General features: G+C 67.8%; 16 protein-coding genes. 6 read left to right on the forward strand and 10 right to left on the reverse strand.

Annotated features, from left to right (window positions below; translation table 11 throughout):
- Positions 1-280: 280 nt before the first annotated feature.
- The 4 genes from P2T65_RS13280 to P2T65_RS13295 all read right to left on the reverse strand — a co-directional run bounded on the left by P2T65_RS13280 (position 281) and on the right by P2T65_RS13295 (position 4324).
- Positions 281-649 carry a hypothetical protein gene (locus P2T65_RS13280; protein WP_055460001.1) on the reverse strand — a complete coding sequence of 123 codons (369 nt, stop codon included), beginning with the start codon at positions 647-649 and terminating at the stop codon, positions 281-283.
- Between the two features lie 19 nt (positions 650-668).
- Entirely contained in the window at positions 669-2237 is a 1569-nt protein-coding gene (locus tag P2T65_RS13285; RefSeq protein WP_276199942.1) for a peptidase S10, read from the reverse strand.
- 121 nt (positions 2238-2358) lie between these two features.
- Positions 2359-2811: a DNA polymerase III subunit chi gene (locus P2T65_RS13290; protein ID WP_055460003.1), complete on the reverse strand. Its 453-nt coding sequence runs from the start codon at positions 2809-2811 to the stop codon at positions 2359-2361.
- Positions 2812-2821: 10 nt separating this feature from the next.
- Positions 2822-4324 carry a leucyl aminopeptidase gene (locus P2T65_RS13295; protein ID WP_276199943.1) on the reverse strand — a complete coding sequence of 501 codons (1503 nt, stop codon included), beginning with the start codon at positions 4322-4324 and terminating at the stop codon, positions 2822-2824.
- 219 nt (positions 4325-4543) lie between these two features.
- On the opposite strand from P2T65_RS13295, the gene lptF reads away from it, so the two are divergent.
- The 6 genes from lptF (at position 4544) to P2T65_RS13325 (ending at position 12559) form a co-directional block, all read left to right on the forward strand.
- Positions 4544-5704: an LPS export ABC transporter permease LptF gene (gene lptF / locus P2T65_RS13300; RefSeq protein WP_276199944.1), complete on the forward strand. Its 1161-nt coding sequence runs from the start codon at positions 4544-4546 to the stop codon at positions 5702-5704.
- Position 5705: 1 nt separating this feature from the next.
- Entirely contained in the window at positions 5706-6797 is a 1092-nt protein-coding gene (gene lptG, locus P2T65_RS13305) for an LPS export ABC transporter permease LptG (protein ID WP_055460006.1), read from the forward strand.
- A complete protein-coding gene (locus P2T65_RS13310) occupies positions 6797-9355 on the forward strand; it encodes an LPS-assembly protein LptD (RefSeq protein ID WP_245316320.1) in 2559 nt (852 codons plus the stop codon). The genes lptG and P2T65_RS13310 overlap by 1 nt, the downstream gene beginning before the upstream one ends.
- 1 nt (position 9356) lies before the next feature.
- Entirely contained in the window at positions 9357-10367 is a 1011-nt protein-coding gene (gene pdxA, locus P2T65_RS13315; RefSeq protein WP_276199945.1) for a 4-hydroxythreonine-4-phosphate dehydrogenase PdxA, read from the forward strand.
- A complete protein-coding gene (rsmA, locus tag P2T65_RS13320) occupies positions 10364-11221 on the forward strand; it encodes a 16S rRNA (adenine(1518)-N(6)/adenine(1519)-N(6))-dimethyltransferase RsmA (RefSeq protein ID WP_055460009.1) in 858 nt (285 codons plus the stop codon). The genes pdxA and rsmA overlap by 4 nt, the downstream gene beginning before the upstream one ends.
- Positions 11222-11377: 156 nt before the next feature.
- A complete protein-coding gene (locus tag P2T65_RS13325; protein ID WP_055460010.1) occupies positions 11378-12559 on the forward strand; it encodes an acyltransferase in 1182 nt (393 codons plus the stop codon).
- Here the strand turns inward: P2T65_RS13325 and gmk are convergent.
- The 6 genes from gmk to fabG form a co-directional block, all read right to left on the reverse strand.
- Positions 12528-13199, reverse strand: a complete 672-nt coding sequence (gene gmk, locus P2T65_RS13330; protein ID WP_055460011.1) for a guanylate kinase — start codon at positions 13197-13199, stop codon at positions 12528-12530. The two genes, P2T65_RS13325 and gmk, sit on opposite strands and share 32 nt — an antisense overlap.
- Positions 13196-14083, reverse strand: a complete 888-nt coding sequence (locus P2T65_RS13335) for a YicC/YloC family endoribonuclease (protein ID WP_055460012.1) — start codon at positions 14081-14083, stop codon at positions 13196-13198. The genes gmk and P2T65_RS13335 overlap by 4 nt, the downstream gene beginning before the upstream one ends.
- Before the next feature lie 97 nt (positions 14084-14180).
- Positions 14181-15428 carry an endolytic transglycosylase MltG gene (gene mltG, locus P2T65_RS13340; protein WP_245280561.1) on the reverse strand — a complete coding sequence of 416 codons (1248 nt, stop codon included), beginning with the start codon at positions 15426-15428 and terminating at the stop codon, positions 14181-14183.
- 191 nt (positions 15429-15619) lie between these two features.
- The gene (gene fabF / locus P2T65_RS13345) at positions 15620-16879 is read right to left on the reverse strand and encodes a beta-ketoacyl-ACP synthase II (RefSeq protein ID WP_055460014.1); all 1260 of its coding nucleotides are present in this window, start codon (positions 16877-16879) and stop codon (positions 15620-15622) included.
- Between the two features lie 72 nt (positions 16880-16951).
- Positions 16952-17191, reverse strand: a complete 240-nt coding sequence (locus tag P2T65_RS13350; protein WP_019401507.1) for an acyl carrier protein — start codon at positions 17189-17191, stop codon at positions 16952-16954.
- 258 nt (positions 17192-17449) lie between these two features.
- The gene (fabG, locus tag P2T65_RS13355; RefSeq protein ID WP_055460015.1) at positions 17450-18187 is read right to left on the reverse strand and encodes a 3-oxoacyl-[acyl-carrier-protein] reductase; all 738 of its coding nucleotides are present in this window, start codon (positions 18185-18187) and stop codon (positions 17450-17452) included.
- Between the last annotated feature and the right edge of the window lie 4 nt (positions 18188-18191).

The following is an 18191-nucleotide window of genomic DNA, read 5'->3' on the forward strand; positions in this document are numbered from 1 at the left end:
ATCGGCCGGGAATTAAAAGAGTTTTCCACAGGACGGCAGGACGGCCGGCTGCGCACAAGGGTGCGGCGGCGGAGGGCCTCCCTATGCCTCCCACGCTGCCAGTTACCCGCCAACGACCAGACGCTCCCGCCAGCACCGAGCCTACCACGCGCCGTCATGGCCGGGCTGTCCCGGCCATCCACGCCTTTCAGCCTTGCGCAACGGCCAGGCGTGGATGCCCGCGACGAGCGCGGGCATGACGGCGAGGACGTTTGCCGGCCTAACTTTCCACGATCCGGGCCTATTCGACGACCCGGGTCAGGCGGTTGTCGGTGAAGAGGTAGAGCTTCTTGCCCGACGGCTCCTGATAGAGCACCTGCACCTCACGCTGGCCCTTGCCGCTCTCGCCGATGAGCACGTCGGTGGGCTGGCCCTTGAGGCCGACGAGCGCGCATTCGGTCATGCCGAGCGCGATGCCAGCCGGCCCGCCCGTCGCCGGATTGAGGCTCGCGTCCGCCGTGCAGCGTCCGTCGGGGCCGAGCACCGGCTCGCTGGTGCCGGCATGCACGGTCACGGACCGGTCGTTGACGAATGCCGTGCCGCCCACGTCGGCGCTGCAGGCGCCGAGCAGAAGGGCCGTGGCGCAGGCGAGCGCGTTCTTCACCATCATCGTGCTGTCATCCCATCTTTCACTTGATCTCTTCGTAGAGTGGACGCACGGCGTCCGTCAGGGCGCGGCGCGAGACGTCGCGCGTATAGAACATATGGCCGCCCGGCAGCACCGCGAGCTCGACCCGCCCGCCGTCGCTGCCGAGCGCCGGCAACTGGTCGAGCGCGAGCTTTGAGGCGAAATAGGGCGTCACCAGATCGGTGAAGCCGTGCACGACGAGCGCCCTGGCCCGCCCGTCGAGCGCCAGCGCGTCGGCGAGGTCGCCGAGCGCCTGCGGCTGGCGGCGGCCGGAGCCCCAGTTCCAGCGGCCGCTCACCTGCCGATTGAGCAGGTGATAGCGGCCGTCGACCCGGTAACCCAGTTCTCGCGCCAGATAGTCGACGCTCGCACTGGTGAGGGGCGCGACGGAGCCGTCGAGCACGGGATCGTCGAAATCCGACCGGGCGGCGAAGGGGTCCGGGTCGAGCCCCGTGACGGCGCCGTCGTAATAGCTGCCGACCCGCTCGCGATCCCTGTGCAGTTCGCGCACGAAGCTGCGCATGTCGACCCGGCCGGCGAGCCGGCGCACGAAGGCCTCCTCGAGGCCGGTGAAGCGGGTCACTTCGGCGACGAAACGCTCCGTCGCCTCCCGATCGCGCGGGCCGCGCAGGAAATCGGCGAGGAATGGGCCTCCGGCATAGCGCTCGGCCTCGGCGAGCTCGTCGCGGCTGGTGATGGTGCGGCCTCCCCTCTCCAGCGCCGTCGCGGCGAAGGAGGGCAACCGCGACGCCTTGGCGAGCGGCGACACCGCCCCGTCCTCGATGAGGTGGAAGTCGAGCACCGGCGAGATCATGACCAGCGTGCCGACGCCTACGCCGAAGCGCGTCTGCAGCGCGCGGGCGAGCTTCGGCACGCGAAAGCCGCCGTAGCTCTCGCCGACGAGCCCCTTGGGCGACGCGAGGCGATCGTAGCGGTTGAGGAACTGCCATACGAAGCTGCCGAGCGCCGAGATGTCGCCATCCACGGACCAGTAGCGGCGGCGCACCTCGCCGTCGCTCGTCAGGAAGCGGCTGAAGCCGGTGCCGACCGGATCGACGAAGACGAGATCGGTGAAGGGCAGCCAGCTCTCCGCATTGTCGCTCAGCACGGGCGGGCTCGACGGCACCTCGCCCTCGTTGCCGAAGGACAGACGCCGCGGACCGAGCGCACCGATATGCAGATAGGCGGAGGCCGCGCCCGGCCCGCCGTTGAACGCGAAAGTGATCGGCCGCCGCTGCGGATCGGCGCCCTTCCTGAAATAGGCGACGAAAGCGATGTCGGCTTCCTCGCGGCCGTTCGCGCCCTCGAGCACGATGCTGCCGGCGATGGCCTGGTACTCGATCGTCTCGCCGCCGATCGCGATCTGATGCTCGGTGGCGACGGCCGGCGGCAGGCGCCGGGATTCGGGGCGCTCGCGGCGGGCGTCGCTCCGCGGCTCGCCGCCGTGGTCATCCGCCTGCGCCGCGGCGGCGGGGGCGCCCTCGCCTTCCTCCTGCGCGACGAGTGGAGCGGCGAGGCCGAGCGGAAGAAGCAGCGCAAGCAGAAGCAGGAGAGAGGCGCGTTTCAGCATGGGTCCGTCCGGCTGGCGCATTGGGAAGGCATGTTCCGCGTGCGATGGGGTTGTACCGACAAGAGGCCGGAAACGGCCGAGCGGCAGTGGTGCGTCGGACCCGTGGCAGGAAAAAGGCTGTTCAAGCCTTCTTGATCCAGCGGCCCGCCTCGTCCTGCTGCCAGTAGGTGGCGGCAAGGCCCAGTTGGCGCGCCCGCTTCCACTCTTCACGCGCGGCGGCGAGCGCGTCCTCGTCGTTGCCATCGAACATCAGCACGATGCGCTCGTAGCCGTCGACGGCCTCCGGCAGCCGCGCGGCGGCGGCGAGGAAGCGCACCTGCGCGCCATTGGGGTTGTGCGCCCCGGTGGTGAGGAGAACGGGCTGGCTCGCCGCATCCGCCTCCTTCTCGGTGCCATGAGGCAGGAAGCTCTCCTCCGAGAATGTCCAGAGGTGATCGTCGAGCGCGCCGAGACGCTCCTCGTCCGGCACCTCTATGACGACGCGCCAGCCGCGCTCGAGGCTCCTCGTGACGAGCACCGGCAGCACCGCCTCGAGCGGCTGGCGCTGCAGATGGTAGAACAGCACCTCGGCCATGGCGTTCTGGTCAGCTCTCGTAGTGGTCCCTGACCAGCCGGTCGAGCAGCCGCACGCCCCAGCCCGAGCCCCAGCTCTGGTTGATGTCGCTCGCCGGCGAGGACATGCCGGTGCCGGCGATGTCGAGATGCGCCCATGGCGTGTTGTTGACGAAGCGCTGCAGGAACTGCGCGGCCGTGATCGAGCCGCCGTTGCGCCCGCCGGTGTTCTTCATATCGGCGAACTTGGAATCGATGAGCTTGTCGTATTCGGGCGCGAGCGGCAGGCGCCAAACCTTCTCGCCCGTGGCGCTGCCGGCAGCGGCGATCCGCTCGGCGAGTTCGTCGTCGTTGGAGAAGAGGCCGGCGTGCTCGGTGCCGAGCGCCACGAGGATGGCACCGGTCAGCGTGGCGAGATCGACCATGAAGGCAGGACCATACTTGTCCTGCACGTGCCAGAGCACGTCGGCGAGCACGAGGCGCCCCTCGGCGTCAGTGTTGATAATCTCGATCGTCTGGCCCGACATGGACCTGACGATGTCGCCCGGACGCTGGGCCTTGCCGTCCGGCATGTTCTCGACAAGGCCGATGGCGCCGATGGCATTGACCTTCGCCTTGCGGGCGGCGAGCACGTGCATGAGGCCGACGACGCAGGCGGCGCCCGCCATGTCGCCCTTCATGTCCTCCATGTTCTGCGAGGGCTTGATGGAAATGCCCCCCGTGTCGAAGGTGACGCCCTTGCCGACGAAGGCGACGGGCTTCACGTCATCCCGGGTGCCGTTCCAGCGCATGAGGACGACGCGGCTCTCGTTGTGCGAACCTTGGCCAACGCCGAGCAGGGCCCGCATGCCGAGCTTCTTCAGGGCCTTCTCGTCGAGCACCTCGATGTCGACCCCGAGCTTGGCGAGTTCCGCCGCGCGGTCGGCAAAGGCGGCCGGGAAAAGCACATTCGGCGGCTCGTTGACGAGATCGCGGGCGAGGAAGACGCCATCGGCAACCGCCGCGCGAGGCTTCCAGGCGCGCTTGGCGGCCGCCGGATCGGCGACATGCAAGGTGACCCGCGCCGGCGCGCCGCCGTTGTCGTCGTCCTTCTTCTTCGTCTTGTAGCGGTCGAAGCGGTAGGAACGCAGGAGGAGGCCGAGTGCGAAATCGGCCGCGGCCTCGGCCGAAAGGGGCGCTTCGCCCGGCGCCTCGAAGACGACGCGCGCATGGCCACCGGCCGAGAGCTTCGCGCAGACGGCCCCACCCAGGGCAGCCCAGTCGAGCTTGGCCCGCTCCTCGCCCTCGCCGAGCCCGGCGACGATCAGCCGGTCGGCGGCAAGGCCATTCGGCGCCGTCAGAACGAGCAGGCTCTTGGCCTTGCCCTTGAAACGCTCGAGATCGGCGGCGCGCGCGATCGTCTCATCGAGCCCCGCCCCGACGAGGCCGGCAGCGGCGCGCGCGCTCTTGCGATCAGCGCCTACGAAGACGACGACGTCGCCCCCGTCCGTCAGCTTGTCGTAAGGCTTGAACTCGAGCTTCACGTTCTGCGCCATGTCGTCGTCCCCGTTGCCGTTCGGCGCGCGGCCCGGCCGTTGCTGCCGCGAATCCGGCCCGTCGTCCGTGGCACATATAACATGCACGGTTGCCTTGGGCAGGCCGGCCCGGCAATGACAAGACAGCGAGGCGGCACGTCTTGCCTCTTGCCGAAGCCGCTGAGGGGGATTAGCTCCAAACGCACGAGCGACGGGACGGGGCGCCACCAGGCGAGATAGATGGGCCAGATCGAGCGATACATCATGCGCAATGCGGCCGTCGCCTTCGTGGCCTGCCTCGTGGCGCTCACGCTCGTCATCTGGGTCACGCAGATCCTCCGGGAGCTCGACCTCGTCACCGGCAAGGGACAGACCTTCGCCATCTTCCTCACGGTGACGATGCTTTCGCTGCCGGCGCTCATCACCATCATCGCGCCGGTCGCCCTGTTCATTGCCACGCTCTACGCGCTCAACAAGCTCAACGGCGATTCGGAGCTCATCGTCATGAGCGCGGCCGGCATGGCGCCGGCGCGGCTGCTTCGGCCATTCGCAGCCATCATGCTCGTGGTGAGCATCGTCGTCGCTGCCATGACGATCCATCTCATGCCGGCGAGCTTTGCCGCCCTGCGCGATCTCATCACCCAGATCCGCGCGGATTTCGTCGCAACGATCGTCAAGGAAGGCCAGTTCACCACGCTCGAATCCGGCCTGACCTTCCATTTCCGCCAGCGCTCCGGCGACGCGCTGCTAGGCATCTTCATGCAGGATCGCCGCGATCCGGAAAGGACGACGATCTACCTCGCCGAGCGCGGCCAGACGGTCGACGTCGACGGCCAGAGCTATCTCATCCTCGAGAAGGGCTCGGTGCAGCGGCAGGAGCCGAACAGCCGCGATTCCGCCATCGTCACCTTCGAGCGCTACGCCATCGACCTGTCGAGCTTCGGCCAGGATGGCGGCGAGATCGTCTACAAACCGCGCGAGCGTTCCACGATGGAGCTTCTCTTCCCCGACAAGGAGGAGAACTACTACAAGATGCAGGAGGGGCGCTTCCGTGCCGAACTGCACGAGCGCTTCGCGGCCCCGCTCTATGCCATCGCCTTTACGCTGATCGCCTTTGCCGCGCTCGGCGAGCCGCGCACCACACGCCAGGGCCGCGGCTCGGCCATGGCGGCGGCGCTCATCGCCGTCGTGTTGGTGCGCATCGCCGGCTTCGCGGCCTCGAGCGCACTGGTGCGGACCCCGGCCGCAGTCGTCGGCGTCTATGGGGCGCCGATCCTGGGCAGTCTCGGCGCGCTCTTCCTCATCTTCGGCGGGCACGGCGTCAAGCGCCTCATATCGCGCCTCGCCGATGCCGCAGCCGCGCAACTTGCTGCCTTCCTGCCGCGGGTGCGGAGGGCTTGACATGCAGCTCATCGGCCCGACGCTGACGCGCTATTTCTCCGCCCGCTTCCTCGTCATGATCGCGGGCGTCTTCGGCACGGTCTTCGCCCTCATCTACACGCTCGATTTCGTCGAGCTGATGCGCCGCGCCGGCGATGCCCAGGGCGCCTCGAGCGGCCTGATGGCCACGCTGTCGCTGCTGCGCACGCCGGCGGTGGCGGAGCAGGTGCTGCCCTTCGCCATGCTTTTCGGAGCCATGGCTGCTCTGCTCAACCTCAGCCGGCGGCTTGAGCTCGTGGTGGCGCGTGCCGCCGGCATCTCGGTCTGGCAGTTCCTGCAACCCGGGCTGCTCGTGGCGCTCGGCATCGGCCTTGCCTCTGTCATGCTCTACAACCCGCTGTCGGCCCTGATGAAACAGCAGGCGAGTGCGATCGAGGGGCGTATTTTCGCGAGCGCCACCCGTTCCTCCGCCGGGCAGGAACTGTGGCTGCGTCAGAGCAGCGTCGACGGTCAGGCCATCATCCGCGCCGATGTCGCGGTGGAGAACTCGACCACGCTCGCCCGCGTCACCGTCTTCCTGTTCGCGCCTGACGGCTCCTTCCGCGAACGCATCGAGGCGAGTCAGGCCGAGCTGAAAGAAGGCTACTGGGACCTGAAGGATGTCCGCATCCTCTCCGTCGATGCGGAGCCGCGCAGCCACGACAGCTATCACCTGGCCACGACGCTGGATCCCGCCCAGGTCAGGCAGAGCTTCACCTCGCCCGACGCCGTGCCGTTCTGGAGCCTGTCCGGCGTCATCGAGCGTACGGAGCGGGCGGGGCTCGACGCCACCCGCTATCGCCTGCAGCGCGACATGCTGCTGGCGCGGCCCTTGCTGTTCATCGCCATGGTGCTCGTGGCCGCATCTTTTTCCTTAAGGTTTTTCCGATTTGGTGGTGTAGCGCGGATGGTTCTTGGTGGCGTCGTCGCAGGCTTCGTGCTTTATGTTGCGACCGAAGTCATGAAGGACCTCGGCGCGTCGGGCCTCGTCAGTCCGCCGGTCGCGGCGTGGTTTCCGGCAGTTGTTGGCAGCTTGCTCGGGGTGCTCGCCCTCCTCTATCAGGAGGATGGCTGATGCGTCTTTGGCCAGGCAGGAACCGGCAGGGTGTGGGTATGCGCTCGAGTTACGGCACGGTCGCAGGGCTGGCGATCGCGGCGGCGCTATGCGTCGGCGCGTCGGAGCCGGCGAGCGCGCAGGGCACGCTCAACGACCGCCTTGCCGCGACCGCGCAGCAGAGTGGCAACCAGGACCAGCGGCTTGTCGTCGAGGCGCGCGAGATCGTCTACAACAACGACAAGAACACGGTTTCGGCCGTCGGCGACGTGCACCTCTACTACCAGGGGCGCGTGCTCGAGGCCGACAGAGTCACCTATGACCGCAATACCCGCCGCGTGCATGCCGAGGGCAATGCCCGGCTGACCGAGACCGATGGAACCGTCGCCACCGGCGAGCGCTTCGAACTCACGGACGACTTCCGCGACGGCTTCATCGATTCGCTGCGCGTCGAGACAACCGACAAGACCCGCTTCTCCGCGCCGCGCGCCGAGCGTACCAGCGGCGAATCCACCGTCTTCGAGAAGGGCACCTACACTGCCTGCGAGGCCTGCAAGAAGGATCCTACGCGCCCGCCGCTGTGGCAGGTCAAGGCCGCCAAGATCATCCACAACAACAGCGAGCAGATGATCTATTACGAGGACGCCACCATCGAGTTCTGGGGCGTGCCTCTCCTCTATGTGCCGTATTTTTCGACGCCCGACCCGACGGTGAAGCGCAAGACGGGCTTCCTCGCCCCGCGTTTCGTGAACTCCACGTCCCTCGGCTACGGCGCTTCGCTGCCGTTCTTCTGGAATCTGGCGCCCAACTACGACCTCACCATCACGCCGACCATTCTCAGCCGCCAGGGCCTCCTCGGCCAGGTGGAATGGCGGCACCGGCTGATGAACGGCTCTTACAACATTCGTGCGGCCGGCATCTTCCAGCAGGATCAGGACGCCTTTCTTCAGCCACCGTTCGGAGCGGGTGACAAGACGTTCCGCGGCTCGGTCGAATCGACCGGCCGCTTCGACATCAACCAGCAATGGAAGTGGGGCTGGGATGTCGCTGTCCTCTCGGACAAGTGGTTCCTGCAGAACTACAAGATCAAGAGCGAGAGCGTCACCTCAACCTACTTCAGGGAATCGACATCGACGGTCTACCTGACGGGCCGCAGCGACACCGGCTTCTTCGACCTGCGCGGCTACTACTTCCGCACGCTGACCTACGAGGACTGGCAGAAGCAGCAGCCGATCGTGCATCCGGTGCTCGACTACAACAAGCGCCTGCCGGGCCCGGGCTTCCTCGGCGGCGAGGTCACGATCGACGCCAACGTCACCAGCCTGACGCGCGACGCGGCCCAGTACGCGGGCGTGCCCAACGCGCTGTCGACGCCGCTGTTCAGCTTCTCGAACGGATCGATCTACTACACCTGCTCCACCTTCACCTCGGCAGACTGCCTGGTGCGCGGCGTCGGCGGCACGACGACGCGCGCCTCCGTCGGCCTGTCCTGGCGGCGCAGCTTCATCGACCCGCTCGGCCAGGTGTGGACGCCGTTTGCCGGCGTCCGCGTCGACGCCTATGCGCTCGATATCAATACGACACGCTACCAGAATAGCGAGATCTCGAACTTCCTCGACCCGAGCGAGAACTTCCTTGCGCGGGCCATGCCTACCGTCGGCCTCGAATACCGCTACCCGCTCATCGCCGCCACCAATGGCCTCGGTACGCACACCATCGAGCCGATCGGCCAGATCGTGGTCCGGCCGCGGGAAACGAGGATCGGGCAATTGCCGAACGAGGATGCGCAAAGCCTCGTCTTCGACGACACCAATCTCTTCGAGTGGAACAAATTCTCGGGCTACGACCGGGTCGAGGGCGGCGTCAGGGCTAATGTCGGCCTGAAATACGCGCTGGCCATGGACAATGGCGGCTATGCCGACGTACTCTTCGGCCAGTCCTACCAGCTCGCCGGCACGAACTCCTTTGCCGCGGGCGACATCGCCCACGTGGGCCTCAATTCAGGCCTCGAGACGAAGCGCTCGGACTATGTCGGCCGCGTCCATCTCGCGCCGAGCTCGAAGCTCTCCTTCACCGGCCGCGGGCGCTTCGACGAGGAGGATTTCGGGCTGCGCCGCCTCGAGCTGCAGGCCAATGCGGTCCTCGGCCCGGTCACGACCAGCGTGATGTATGCGCGCTACGCCGCCCAGCCCGAGCTCGGCTATCCCACGCGGCGCGAGGGCCTGCTGACGAGCGCCAACCTCAAGCTGTCCGAGAACTGGTCACTGAACGGCTCGATCCTGCTCGACCTCGACCGCTATCTGCAGGATCGCCAGCGCTACATCGAGAACCCGAGCCTGCCCTACAACAAGTCCAATCCCTGGACCGTGGCGGGCGTCTCGCTCGGCGCCGTCTATCAGGACGAATGCACGCTGTTCGGCATCACCTATTCGTCGAGCTACAAGGACGCGGCGACAGGCACGAAAGACCGCGACCAGACGGTCATGTTCCGGCTCGAGCTCAGGACGATCGGCGAGGTCAGCTACCAGTACCAAATCGACAGCGGTTCCTCGGTCACGGACGGGGTGAGCAGCAACTGACATGGCTCGCGGCAAGGTCCTTGCGCTGACACAGGGCGATCCCGCAGGCATCGGCCCCGAGATCGCACTCAGGGCTTGGCTGCGGCGCCGCGAGGAGGCCCTGCCGCCCTTCGCGCTCATCGGCTCCGCCTCGTTCATGACCGGCCTGGCTGAACGCCTGTCTCTCGACGTCGCGATAGCGAAGACGACGCCGGACACCGCCGCCGCGCTGTTCGATACGGCCCTGCCCGTCATCGACATCGGGCACGCCGTCGATGCCGTTCCGGGCGTCCCCTCGTCGCGCTGGGCGGCCGGCACCATCGCCGCCATCGACCTTGCCGTGCGCCTGATCCAGGAGGGCCGCTGCGCGGCCGTCGTCACCAATCCGATCGCCAAGCACGTCCTCTACGAGGCGGGCTTTGCCCATCCGGGCCACACGGAATATCTCGCCGTGCTCGCCGCCGGCCCCGGCGAGCCCGCGCCACATCCGGTCATGATGCTGTGGAGCGAGGAGCTCGCGGTCGTGCCGGTCACCGTCCACATCCCCCTCGCCGCCGTTCCGGCGGCGCTGACGCGCGAGCTGATCGTGGAGACCGGGCGCATCGTGGCGCGCGACCTCAAGGAGCGCTTCGGCATTGCCCGGCCGCGGCTCGCGGTCGCCGGCCTCAATCCGCATGCCGGCGAGAAGGGGGCGCTCGGATCGGAGGACGAGGCCGTCATCGCCCCAGCGGTCGCGGCCCTGCGCGCGGAGGGCGTCGAGGCCGGCGGCCCCTACCCTGCCGACACCATGTTCCATGCCCGGGCGCGGCGCAGCTATGATGCGGCGCTGTGCATGTATCACGACCAGGCGCTCATTCCGATCAAGGCACTCGCCTTCGACGAGGCGGTCAACGTAACGCTCGGCCTGCCCTTCATCCGCACGTCGCCGGACCACGGCACCGCCTTCGACATTGCCGGCAAGGGCGTGGCGCGGGCGGACAGCCTGTGCACGGCGATCAGGCTCGCAGGCCGGCTCGCGGCGGCCGAGGCATGAGCGCCATCGACGACCTTCCGCCGCTGCGCGAGGTGGTACAGCGGCATGGGCTGATGCCGAAGAAGTCACTCGGCCAGAACTTCCTGTTCGATCTCAACCTGACCATGCGCATCGCGCGCGCTTCCGGCCCGCTCGACGGCGTCAACGTGGTCGAGGTCGGACCGGGACCGGGAGGGCTGACGCGCGCCCTTCTTGCCGGCGGCGCCCGGCACGTACTCGCCATCGAGCGCGACGAGCGCTGCCTGCCGGCGCTTGCCGAGATCGCCGAGCGCTATCCCGGCCGCCTCACGGTGATCAATGCGGATGCGCTTGAGCTCGACCCCACGGCCCATTTGCCGCCCGGGCCGGCGCGCATCGTCGCCAACCTGCCCTACAATGTCGGTACCGCACTGCTCATTGGCTGGCTCACGGCCGAGCCGTGGCCGCCGTGGTGGGAATCGCTCACGCTGATGTTCCAGCGCGAGGTCGCCGAACGCATCGTCGCCGACGAACGGCACCCAAAGGACTACGGCCGCCTCGGCGTACTGACGGGCTGGCGCGCACAGGCCTCCATCGCCTTCGACGTCTCCCCCTCCGCCTTCGTGCCGCCGCCGAAGGTCGTCTCTTCGGTGGTGCGCATCCTGCCACGGGCGGTGCCCGATCCGTGCCGACTCGGCGCCCTCGAGGCTGTCAGCCAGGCCGCCTTCGGACAGAGGCGCAAGATGCTGCGGCAGAGCCTGAAGGGAATCGCCGGCGGCGATGCCACGCGCCTCATCGAGGCTGCCGGCCTTGCCCCCACCGCGCGCGCGGAGGAGATTCCCGTGGCGGGCTACCTCGCGCTGGCACGGGCGCTCGATCGGCAACTACACCTTTGAGCCATTGGTCCCCTCTCTGGCGGCGTGGTAAAAATCCATAAAATTGTTCGCATCAGCGGAAGCTGACATGAGGGAAGCTGCCGAGGCCATTCTGCGTTGCGGCGTGCGGGTCCTTCACGGTTCGCACCGGCAGCGCCTACCATCCAGCGATCAGCGATGACGGCCGCGGCGCCTCCCTCCAAGGAGGGGTGGAGCAAGCGTGCGGCCGCCACAGGCCAACGAAGCGGCGCGCACCTCCTCGCCGTTCAGGTGCTGCGCGCCTTTGCGGCCTTGGCCGTCGTGATCTACCACGCCGAGTATGATGCGGAAGCCGTCGCGGCACGGGCGGGGCTGACGTTCGAGCACAGCGAACTGCTGCCGTGGATGGCCGGGGTCGATGTCTTCTTCGTCATCTCCGGCTTCATCATGGTGCATGCGAGCGAAGAGCTCTTCGGCATGTCCGGTGCGGCAGGGCTCTTCCTGACCCGGCGCCTGATCCGCATCGTGCCGCTGTACTGGGCAGCCACCCTCCTGTTCCTCGCCAGTCTCGTGCTCCTGCCGAACGCGCTCAACAAGGCAGCGCCGAATCTCTGGCAGATCGTGGCATCCTTCCTCTTCGTTCCGGTCGAACGCAGCGATGGGCTCATTCGCCCGGTCTTCTCGCTCGGCTGGACGCTGAACTACGAGATGTTCTTCTACGCGCTGTTCGCCACGGCGCTCGTGCTGCGGCGTGCCGCGGCGGTAGCGACGGTCACGGCGACCCTCGTCCTTCTCGTCATCATGGGCGAAGCCGTGCACAGGACCGGCATTGCGGCACCGGCCGTCCTCGCGTTCTGGAGCGATCCCATCGTGCTCGAATTCGCCTTGGGCATGGGCCTTGCCCTGTTACGGGCCGAAGGCATTCGGCTGACCTTGCTGGCGCGCACCAGCCTCGCCGCCGCGGGCGTGCTGCTGCTGCACCTCGACCTCGCACAGCCGGATAGGGTCGTCGTCCTGCCGCCGCTCGTGGCCTACGGCGGACCGGCGGCACTCCTTGTCGCGGCAGCCGCCCTTGGACACGGCGCAACGGCCGGACAGCGCCTCGAGCGCCTGATGGCAGCGCTGGGCGACGCCTCGTACGCGCTCTATCTGGTGCACCCTTTCATCATCCGCCCCCTACGCCTTGCCGTCATCGCGGCCGGCTTTGCGGGCATCGGCGCAGCCTGGGGCTACGTGGCGCTGGTCCTCGTCGCGTCCGTGCTCGCCGCGCTCCTCGTCCATCGCCGATTCGAGCGGCCGATGATGCGCCGGCTGCGCCGATGGGCCGTGCGCGCCGCTCCGGCAACGATCAGCGGGGCGACCGGCCCTTCTCCTCGCTGAGCAGCTTGTCGACGAAGGCCTGAAGCCCGATGCGGCGCTCGCGCTTCAGCCGCTCGGCCGTGAGGATCGCGACGAGCTCGTTGAAGGCCCGGCCGAGGTCATCATTGATGAGGACATAATCGTAGAGCGGCCAGCGGGCGATCTCGTCGCGGGCGTTCTGCAATCGCTTGGCGATGACGTCCTCGGCATCCTCGGCGCGGCGATCCAGCCGCGCCTTCAGCTCTGCCATCGACGGCGGCAGGATGAAGCAGGTGACCACGTCCGCGCGCATCCTGTCGACGATCTGCTGCGTGCCCTGCCAGTCGATGTCGAAGACCATGTCCTGGCCGGCGGCCAGCGCCTCCTCCACCGGTCGACGCGGCGTACCATAGAAATTCCCGTGCACCTCCGCCCATTCGATCAGGTCGCCCCGGTCGCGCATGAAAAGGAATTGATCCTTCTCGATGAAATGGTAGTGCACGCCGTCGATCTCGGACGGGCGGCGCTGGCGCGTAGTGACAGAGATGGAGAGGCGCAGCCCGAGCTCCGCCTTCTCGATCATGTTGCGCGTGAGCGTCGTCTTGCCTGCTCCGGAGGGAGAGGACAGGATGAGGACGAGCCCGCGACGCTCAATCGCCGGGCCGGAAGAAGGCTTGCTCATTCGACGTTCTGGACCTGCTCGCGGAACTGCTCCACCACCGTCTTGAGGTCAAGACCGATGGCCGTCAAGGAGGCATCGCCGGCCTTGGCGCACAGCGTGTTCGCCTCGCGCGACAGCTCCTGGGCAAGGAAGTCGAGCCGCCGGCCGATGACGCCGCCCTCGGCGAGCAGCGCGCGCACGCTCTCCACGTGACTCTTCAGGCGGTCGATCTCCTCCCGGATATCGGCCTTGGCCGCGATGAGCACCGCCTCCTGATGCAGCCGCGTCTCGTCGAGGCGCCGGTCACTGTCGATGAGGGCCGCCACCTGCGCGGCAAGGCGGGCCTTGATCGCCTCCGGCTGGCGCGCCGGGCACGTCTCGGCGGCGGCGGCGAGTTCCGCGATGCGGTCGATCTGGGCCGACAGGATGGCGGCGAGCGCCTCGCCTTCCTCGGTCCGCGTGCCGACGAGCGCTGCGAGCGCCCGGGTCAGGCCGGCCTCGACATCGGCCGCAAGGCGCGCCAAGAGCGCCTCGTCGTCGGCCTCGTCGATGATCTCGACGACGCCACGCACCGAGAGGAGCCCGTCGAGCGTCGCCGGCGCGATACCTGGCGGCAGGGCGAGGCCTTTGACGGTGTCAATGAGCCCGTTCAGCATCGCCGTGTTGATGCGGGCGACCGGCGTCTGCTCGGCGCGGGCGAGCGTGAGATTGGCGTGACACGTGCCGCGGCCCAACATCTTGCCGATCAATTGCCGGGCCGTCTCACCCATCCCTTCGTGGCCGGGCGGCAGGCGCAGGCGCAGGTCGAGCCCACGGCCGTTGACGGTCTTGATCTCCCAGGCCCAGCGATAGGGGCCCGTGTCGCCCGCCTCGCGGGCGAAGCCGGTCATGCTGCGAAGGGTCATGTTGCCTCGTGCATTGAGAAAGCGGGCCGCCCCCACGGCCCGTGAACGCCGGCGCCCTCCCTTCGGCCGTGACGGCAAAGACGCGGGCCGACGGCACCTATTCCGTCAGTGTACTGACGTCCGGCACCACCTTGGGCGAGGTAAGATCGAAGGTCTTGTTTCGCAGCGGATCTTTCGGCGTCCCTTCCGAGGCGTCGTAGATCTTGGGCCCGCGGGAGCCTGCCGCGCCCTGCCGCTGCGGCTCGTCGACAGGTTTTGCGCCGTCGGCTCCATCGTCCTCGGGATCGACCCGATCCACCTCGGGGGCGGCACCGGCCGGCGCGCGCTCAGCCTCGATCCGGCGCCACTGCCGCACATTGCGGTTGTGCTGGTCGAGGGTTTCCGAAAAGGCGTGGCCACCGCTGCCGTCAGCGACGAAATAGAGATCGTTCGTATTGCTCGGCCGCGCCGCTGCCTGCAGCGCATCCCGGCCGGGGTTAGCGATCGGCCCCGGCGGGAGGCCGGGGATGACATAGGTGTTGTACGGCGTCGCCTGGTTGATCTCGCTACGCCGGATGCCGCGGCCGAGCGTGCCCTTGCCGCCGACGAGGCCGTAGACGATCGTCGGGTCGGACTGCAGCTTCATGCCCTTGCGCAAGCGATTGACGAACACGGCCGCGACCCGCGGCCGCTCCTCCGCCACCCCCGTCTCCTTCTCGACGATGGAGGCGAGCACGATGAGTTCCTCAGGGCTCTTCAGCGGCAAGTCCGGATCGCGGTTGGCCCAGATCTCCTGCACCATGCGCTTGTGGTCCGCCTTCATGCGGTCGATCAGGACCTGGCGCGGCGTGCCGCGCGCGACCTTGTAGGTCTCGGGCAGCAGCGTGCCTTCGGCCGGCACCTCGGCGATCTGTCCGGTGAGCAGGTCATTCTCCATCAACCGCGCGACGATCTGCTCGCTCGTCAGGCCCTCCGGCAGGGTGATGGGGTGCAGGAGCGTCCGGCCCGAGGCGATGAGGTCCATGACCTCGCGCAGGCTGGCCTCGCGCTTGAAGAGATACTCGCCTGCCTTGAGCTCATCGTTCTTGCCCGTGACATAGAGGCCGAGCACGAAGAGCAGCGGATAATCGATGACGCCTTCGCGGCGCAGCGTCTCGGCAACCGTCTGCCCGCCGCCGCGCACGACCACCGCCTTATCCTCCGTGAGCGGCCCGGGCGCATCGAACTGCCGCTGGCCCAGATAGACGGCCGCGCCGAAGGCCAAGACCGCGATCATGATGAAGGTGAAGAAGGCGCTGAGCGCGGACAGCAGACCGCCACGACGGCGGCGGCGGGACTCACGCGGCGGTGGGGGTGGTGCTACCATTGGCTTGATCGCCTCGCTCGGACTGCGTGGGGCGACGCGCGGCGCCGCGTCCACATTGCGCGCCGGATCCTGCGCCGACGATGCGTGCTCGTTGTCGCCCATCGGAATCAGGCTGGCCCTCCCCGCGAAGAACTTGCCTTCGCCTCCAACACTAGGATCGATTATGGCGAAAGCACGCCGCCCGACACAACTCAGGCGTCCACCCTGCGAAAGGCAAGTGATGCGTTCGTCCCTCCGAAGCCGAAGGAATTCGACAGCACCACGTCGATCTCGCGCTGCCGCGCCTTGTGCGGCACGAGGTCGATCGGCGTGTCCACCGACGGGTTGTCGAGGTTCAGCGTCGGCGGTGCCACCTGGTCGCGGATCGCGAGGATGGAGAAGATCGCCTCAACCGCGCCGGCCGCGCCGAGCAGATGCCCTATGGCCGACTTCGTCGATGACATGCTGATGTTGGCCGCGGCGTTGCCGACGAGCCGCTCGACGGCGCGCAACTCGATCTCGTCGGCCATGGTCGAAGTACCATGGGCGTTGACGTAGTCGAGATCCGCAGCAGTGATCCCCGCCCGCTTGAGGGCGGCCTGCATGCAGCGGAACGCTCCGTCGCCATCCTCTGACGGAGCGGTGATGTGATAGGCATCGCCCGACATGCCATAGCCGACAACCTCGGCATAGATGCGCGCGCCACGGGCCCTGGCGTGCTCGTATTCCTCCAATACGACGATGCCCGCTCCCTCGCCCATGACGAAGCCGTCACGGTCGCGGTCATAGGGCCGCGAGCCCCGGGTCGGATCCTCGTTGAAGGCGGTACACAGCGCCCGGCAGGCCGCAAATCCGGCCAGCGACAGGCGGTTGATGGGCGATTCGGTACCACCGGCAACCATGACGTCGGCATCGCCGAGCGCAATGATGCGGGCCGCATCGCCGATGGCGTGCGCCCCTGTCGAGCAGGCGGTGACGACGGAATGGTTCGGGCCCTTGAGCCCATGCTCGATCGACACATAGCCCGAGGCGAGATTGATCAGCCGCCCGGGAATGAAGAAGGGAGAGATGCGACGGGGCCCGCGCTCGTCCAGCAGCAGGGAGGCGTCATGGATGCCACCAATGCCGCCAATGCCGGAGCCGATGAGCACGCCGCTGACGATCTGATCCTCGTAGGACGAGGGATGCCAGTCGGCGTCATCGAGCGCCTGCTTGGCCGCCGCCATCGCATAGACGATGAACGGGTCGACCTTGCGCTGCTCCTTCGGCTCCATCCAGGCGTCGGCGTCAAACTCGCCCTCGCCGGTGCCACGCGGAATGGAGCAGGCGATCTGGCAGGGCAGGTCCGACACCTCGAATGCCTCGACGCGCGACGCACCGCTCTCGCCGGCCAGCAGCCGACGCCAGGTCACGTCCACGCCGCTGCCGAGCGGCGTAACCATCCCGAGGCCGGTGACGACGACACGTCTCATGCAATCACTCTGTCAGCAAGCCACAAGGCCGGCGCGGCGCAGAGGCGCCGCACGCCGGTCGACAAGGCCTGTTCAGGCCGCGACGTTCTTCTCGAGGAACTTGATGGCGTCGCCGACGGTGACGATCGTCTCGGCGGCATCGTCCGGGATCTCGACGCTGAACTCTTCCTCGAACGCCATGACGAGCTCGACCGTGTCGAGGCTGTCGGCACCGAGATCGTCAATGAAATTGGCGCTGTCCGTCACCTTCTCGGCGTCGACGCCAAGGTGCTCGACGACGATCTTCTTCACGCGCTCGGCGATATCACTCATCGGTTTGTCCTCAGTTCCACTTGTCGAAGGCCCGGGAGCATCACTCTCACTCGCGGACCCGGGAAAACACAACTTCCAGCTTGAGGCCAAGGCGGAGCGGGCTCTCCTGCCCCCTCCCGCACCCGGCCAGCCAGCACGAAACCCATGGGTATCGGCGGGCACGGACAGGGTTAGAACGGCTTGTTAACACACTCGGATCGTGAAGGCGAGAGGCCTTGCCGGCCCGGTGAAACGATTCCGGATTCCGCTCTAACTCATTCAGAACATTGCCATTCCGCCGTTCACATGCAAGGTCTGTCCGGTGACGTAAGCGGCTTCGTCGGAGGCGAGATAGACGACCGCCGCGGCCACTTCCTCACCCGTTCCGAGCCGGCCGGCCGGCACGTTGCCGAGGATCGATTCCCGCTGCTTGTCGTTGAGCGCATCGGTCATCGGCGTCTCGATGAAGCCGGGGGCGACGCAATTGACGGTGATGCCGCGGCTCGCGACCTCGGCCGCGAGGGCCTTGGTCATGCCGACGAGGCCGGCCTTGGCGGCGGCGTAGTTGCCCTGGCCCGGATTGCCCGTGGCGCCGACGATGGAGCCGATGCCGACGATGCGGCCGAAGCGACGGCGCATCATGCCCTTCACCGCCGCGCGTGACAGGCGGAAGGCGGAGGTCAGGTTGACGGCGATGACCGCGTCCCACTCCTCGTCCTTCATGCGCATGAAGAGGTTGTCGCGCGTGATGCCGGCGTTGTTGACGAGGACGTCGAGCCCGCCGAGGGCCTGCTCGGCCGCCGGCACCAGCGCCTCCACTTCGGCCGTGTCGGCGAGGTTGGCGGGCACCACGTGCACCCGCTCGCCGAGCTCGCCGGCGAGCTTTTCCAAAGCCTCGCGGCGCGTGCCGGAGAGCGCCACCTCGGCACCGCGCGCGTGCAGCGCCCGCGCGATGGCGCCACCGATGCCGCCTGTCGCGCCCGTGACGAGCGCCTTGCGACCCTTGAGTTCGAACATGCGA

Source organism: Chelatococcus sp. XZ-Ab1, assembly GCF_029309855.1.
GTDB classification, from domain to species: domain Bacteria; phylum Pseudomonadota; class Alphaproteobacteria; order Rhizobiales; family Beijerinckiaceae; genus Chelatococcus_A; species Chelatococcus_A sambhunathii.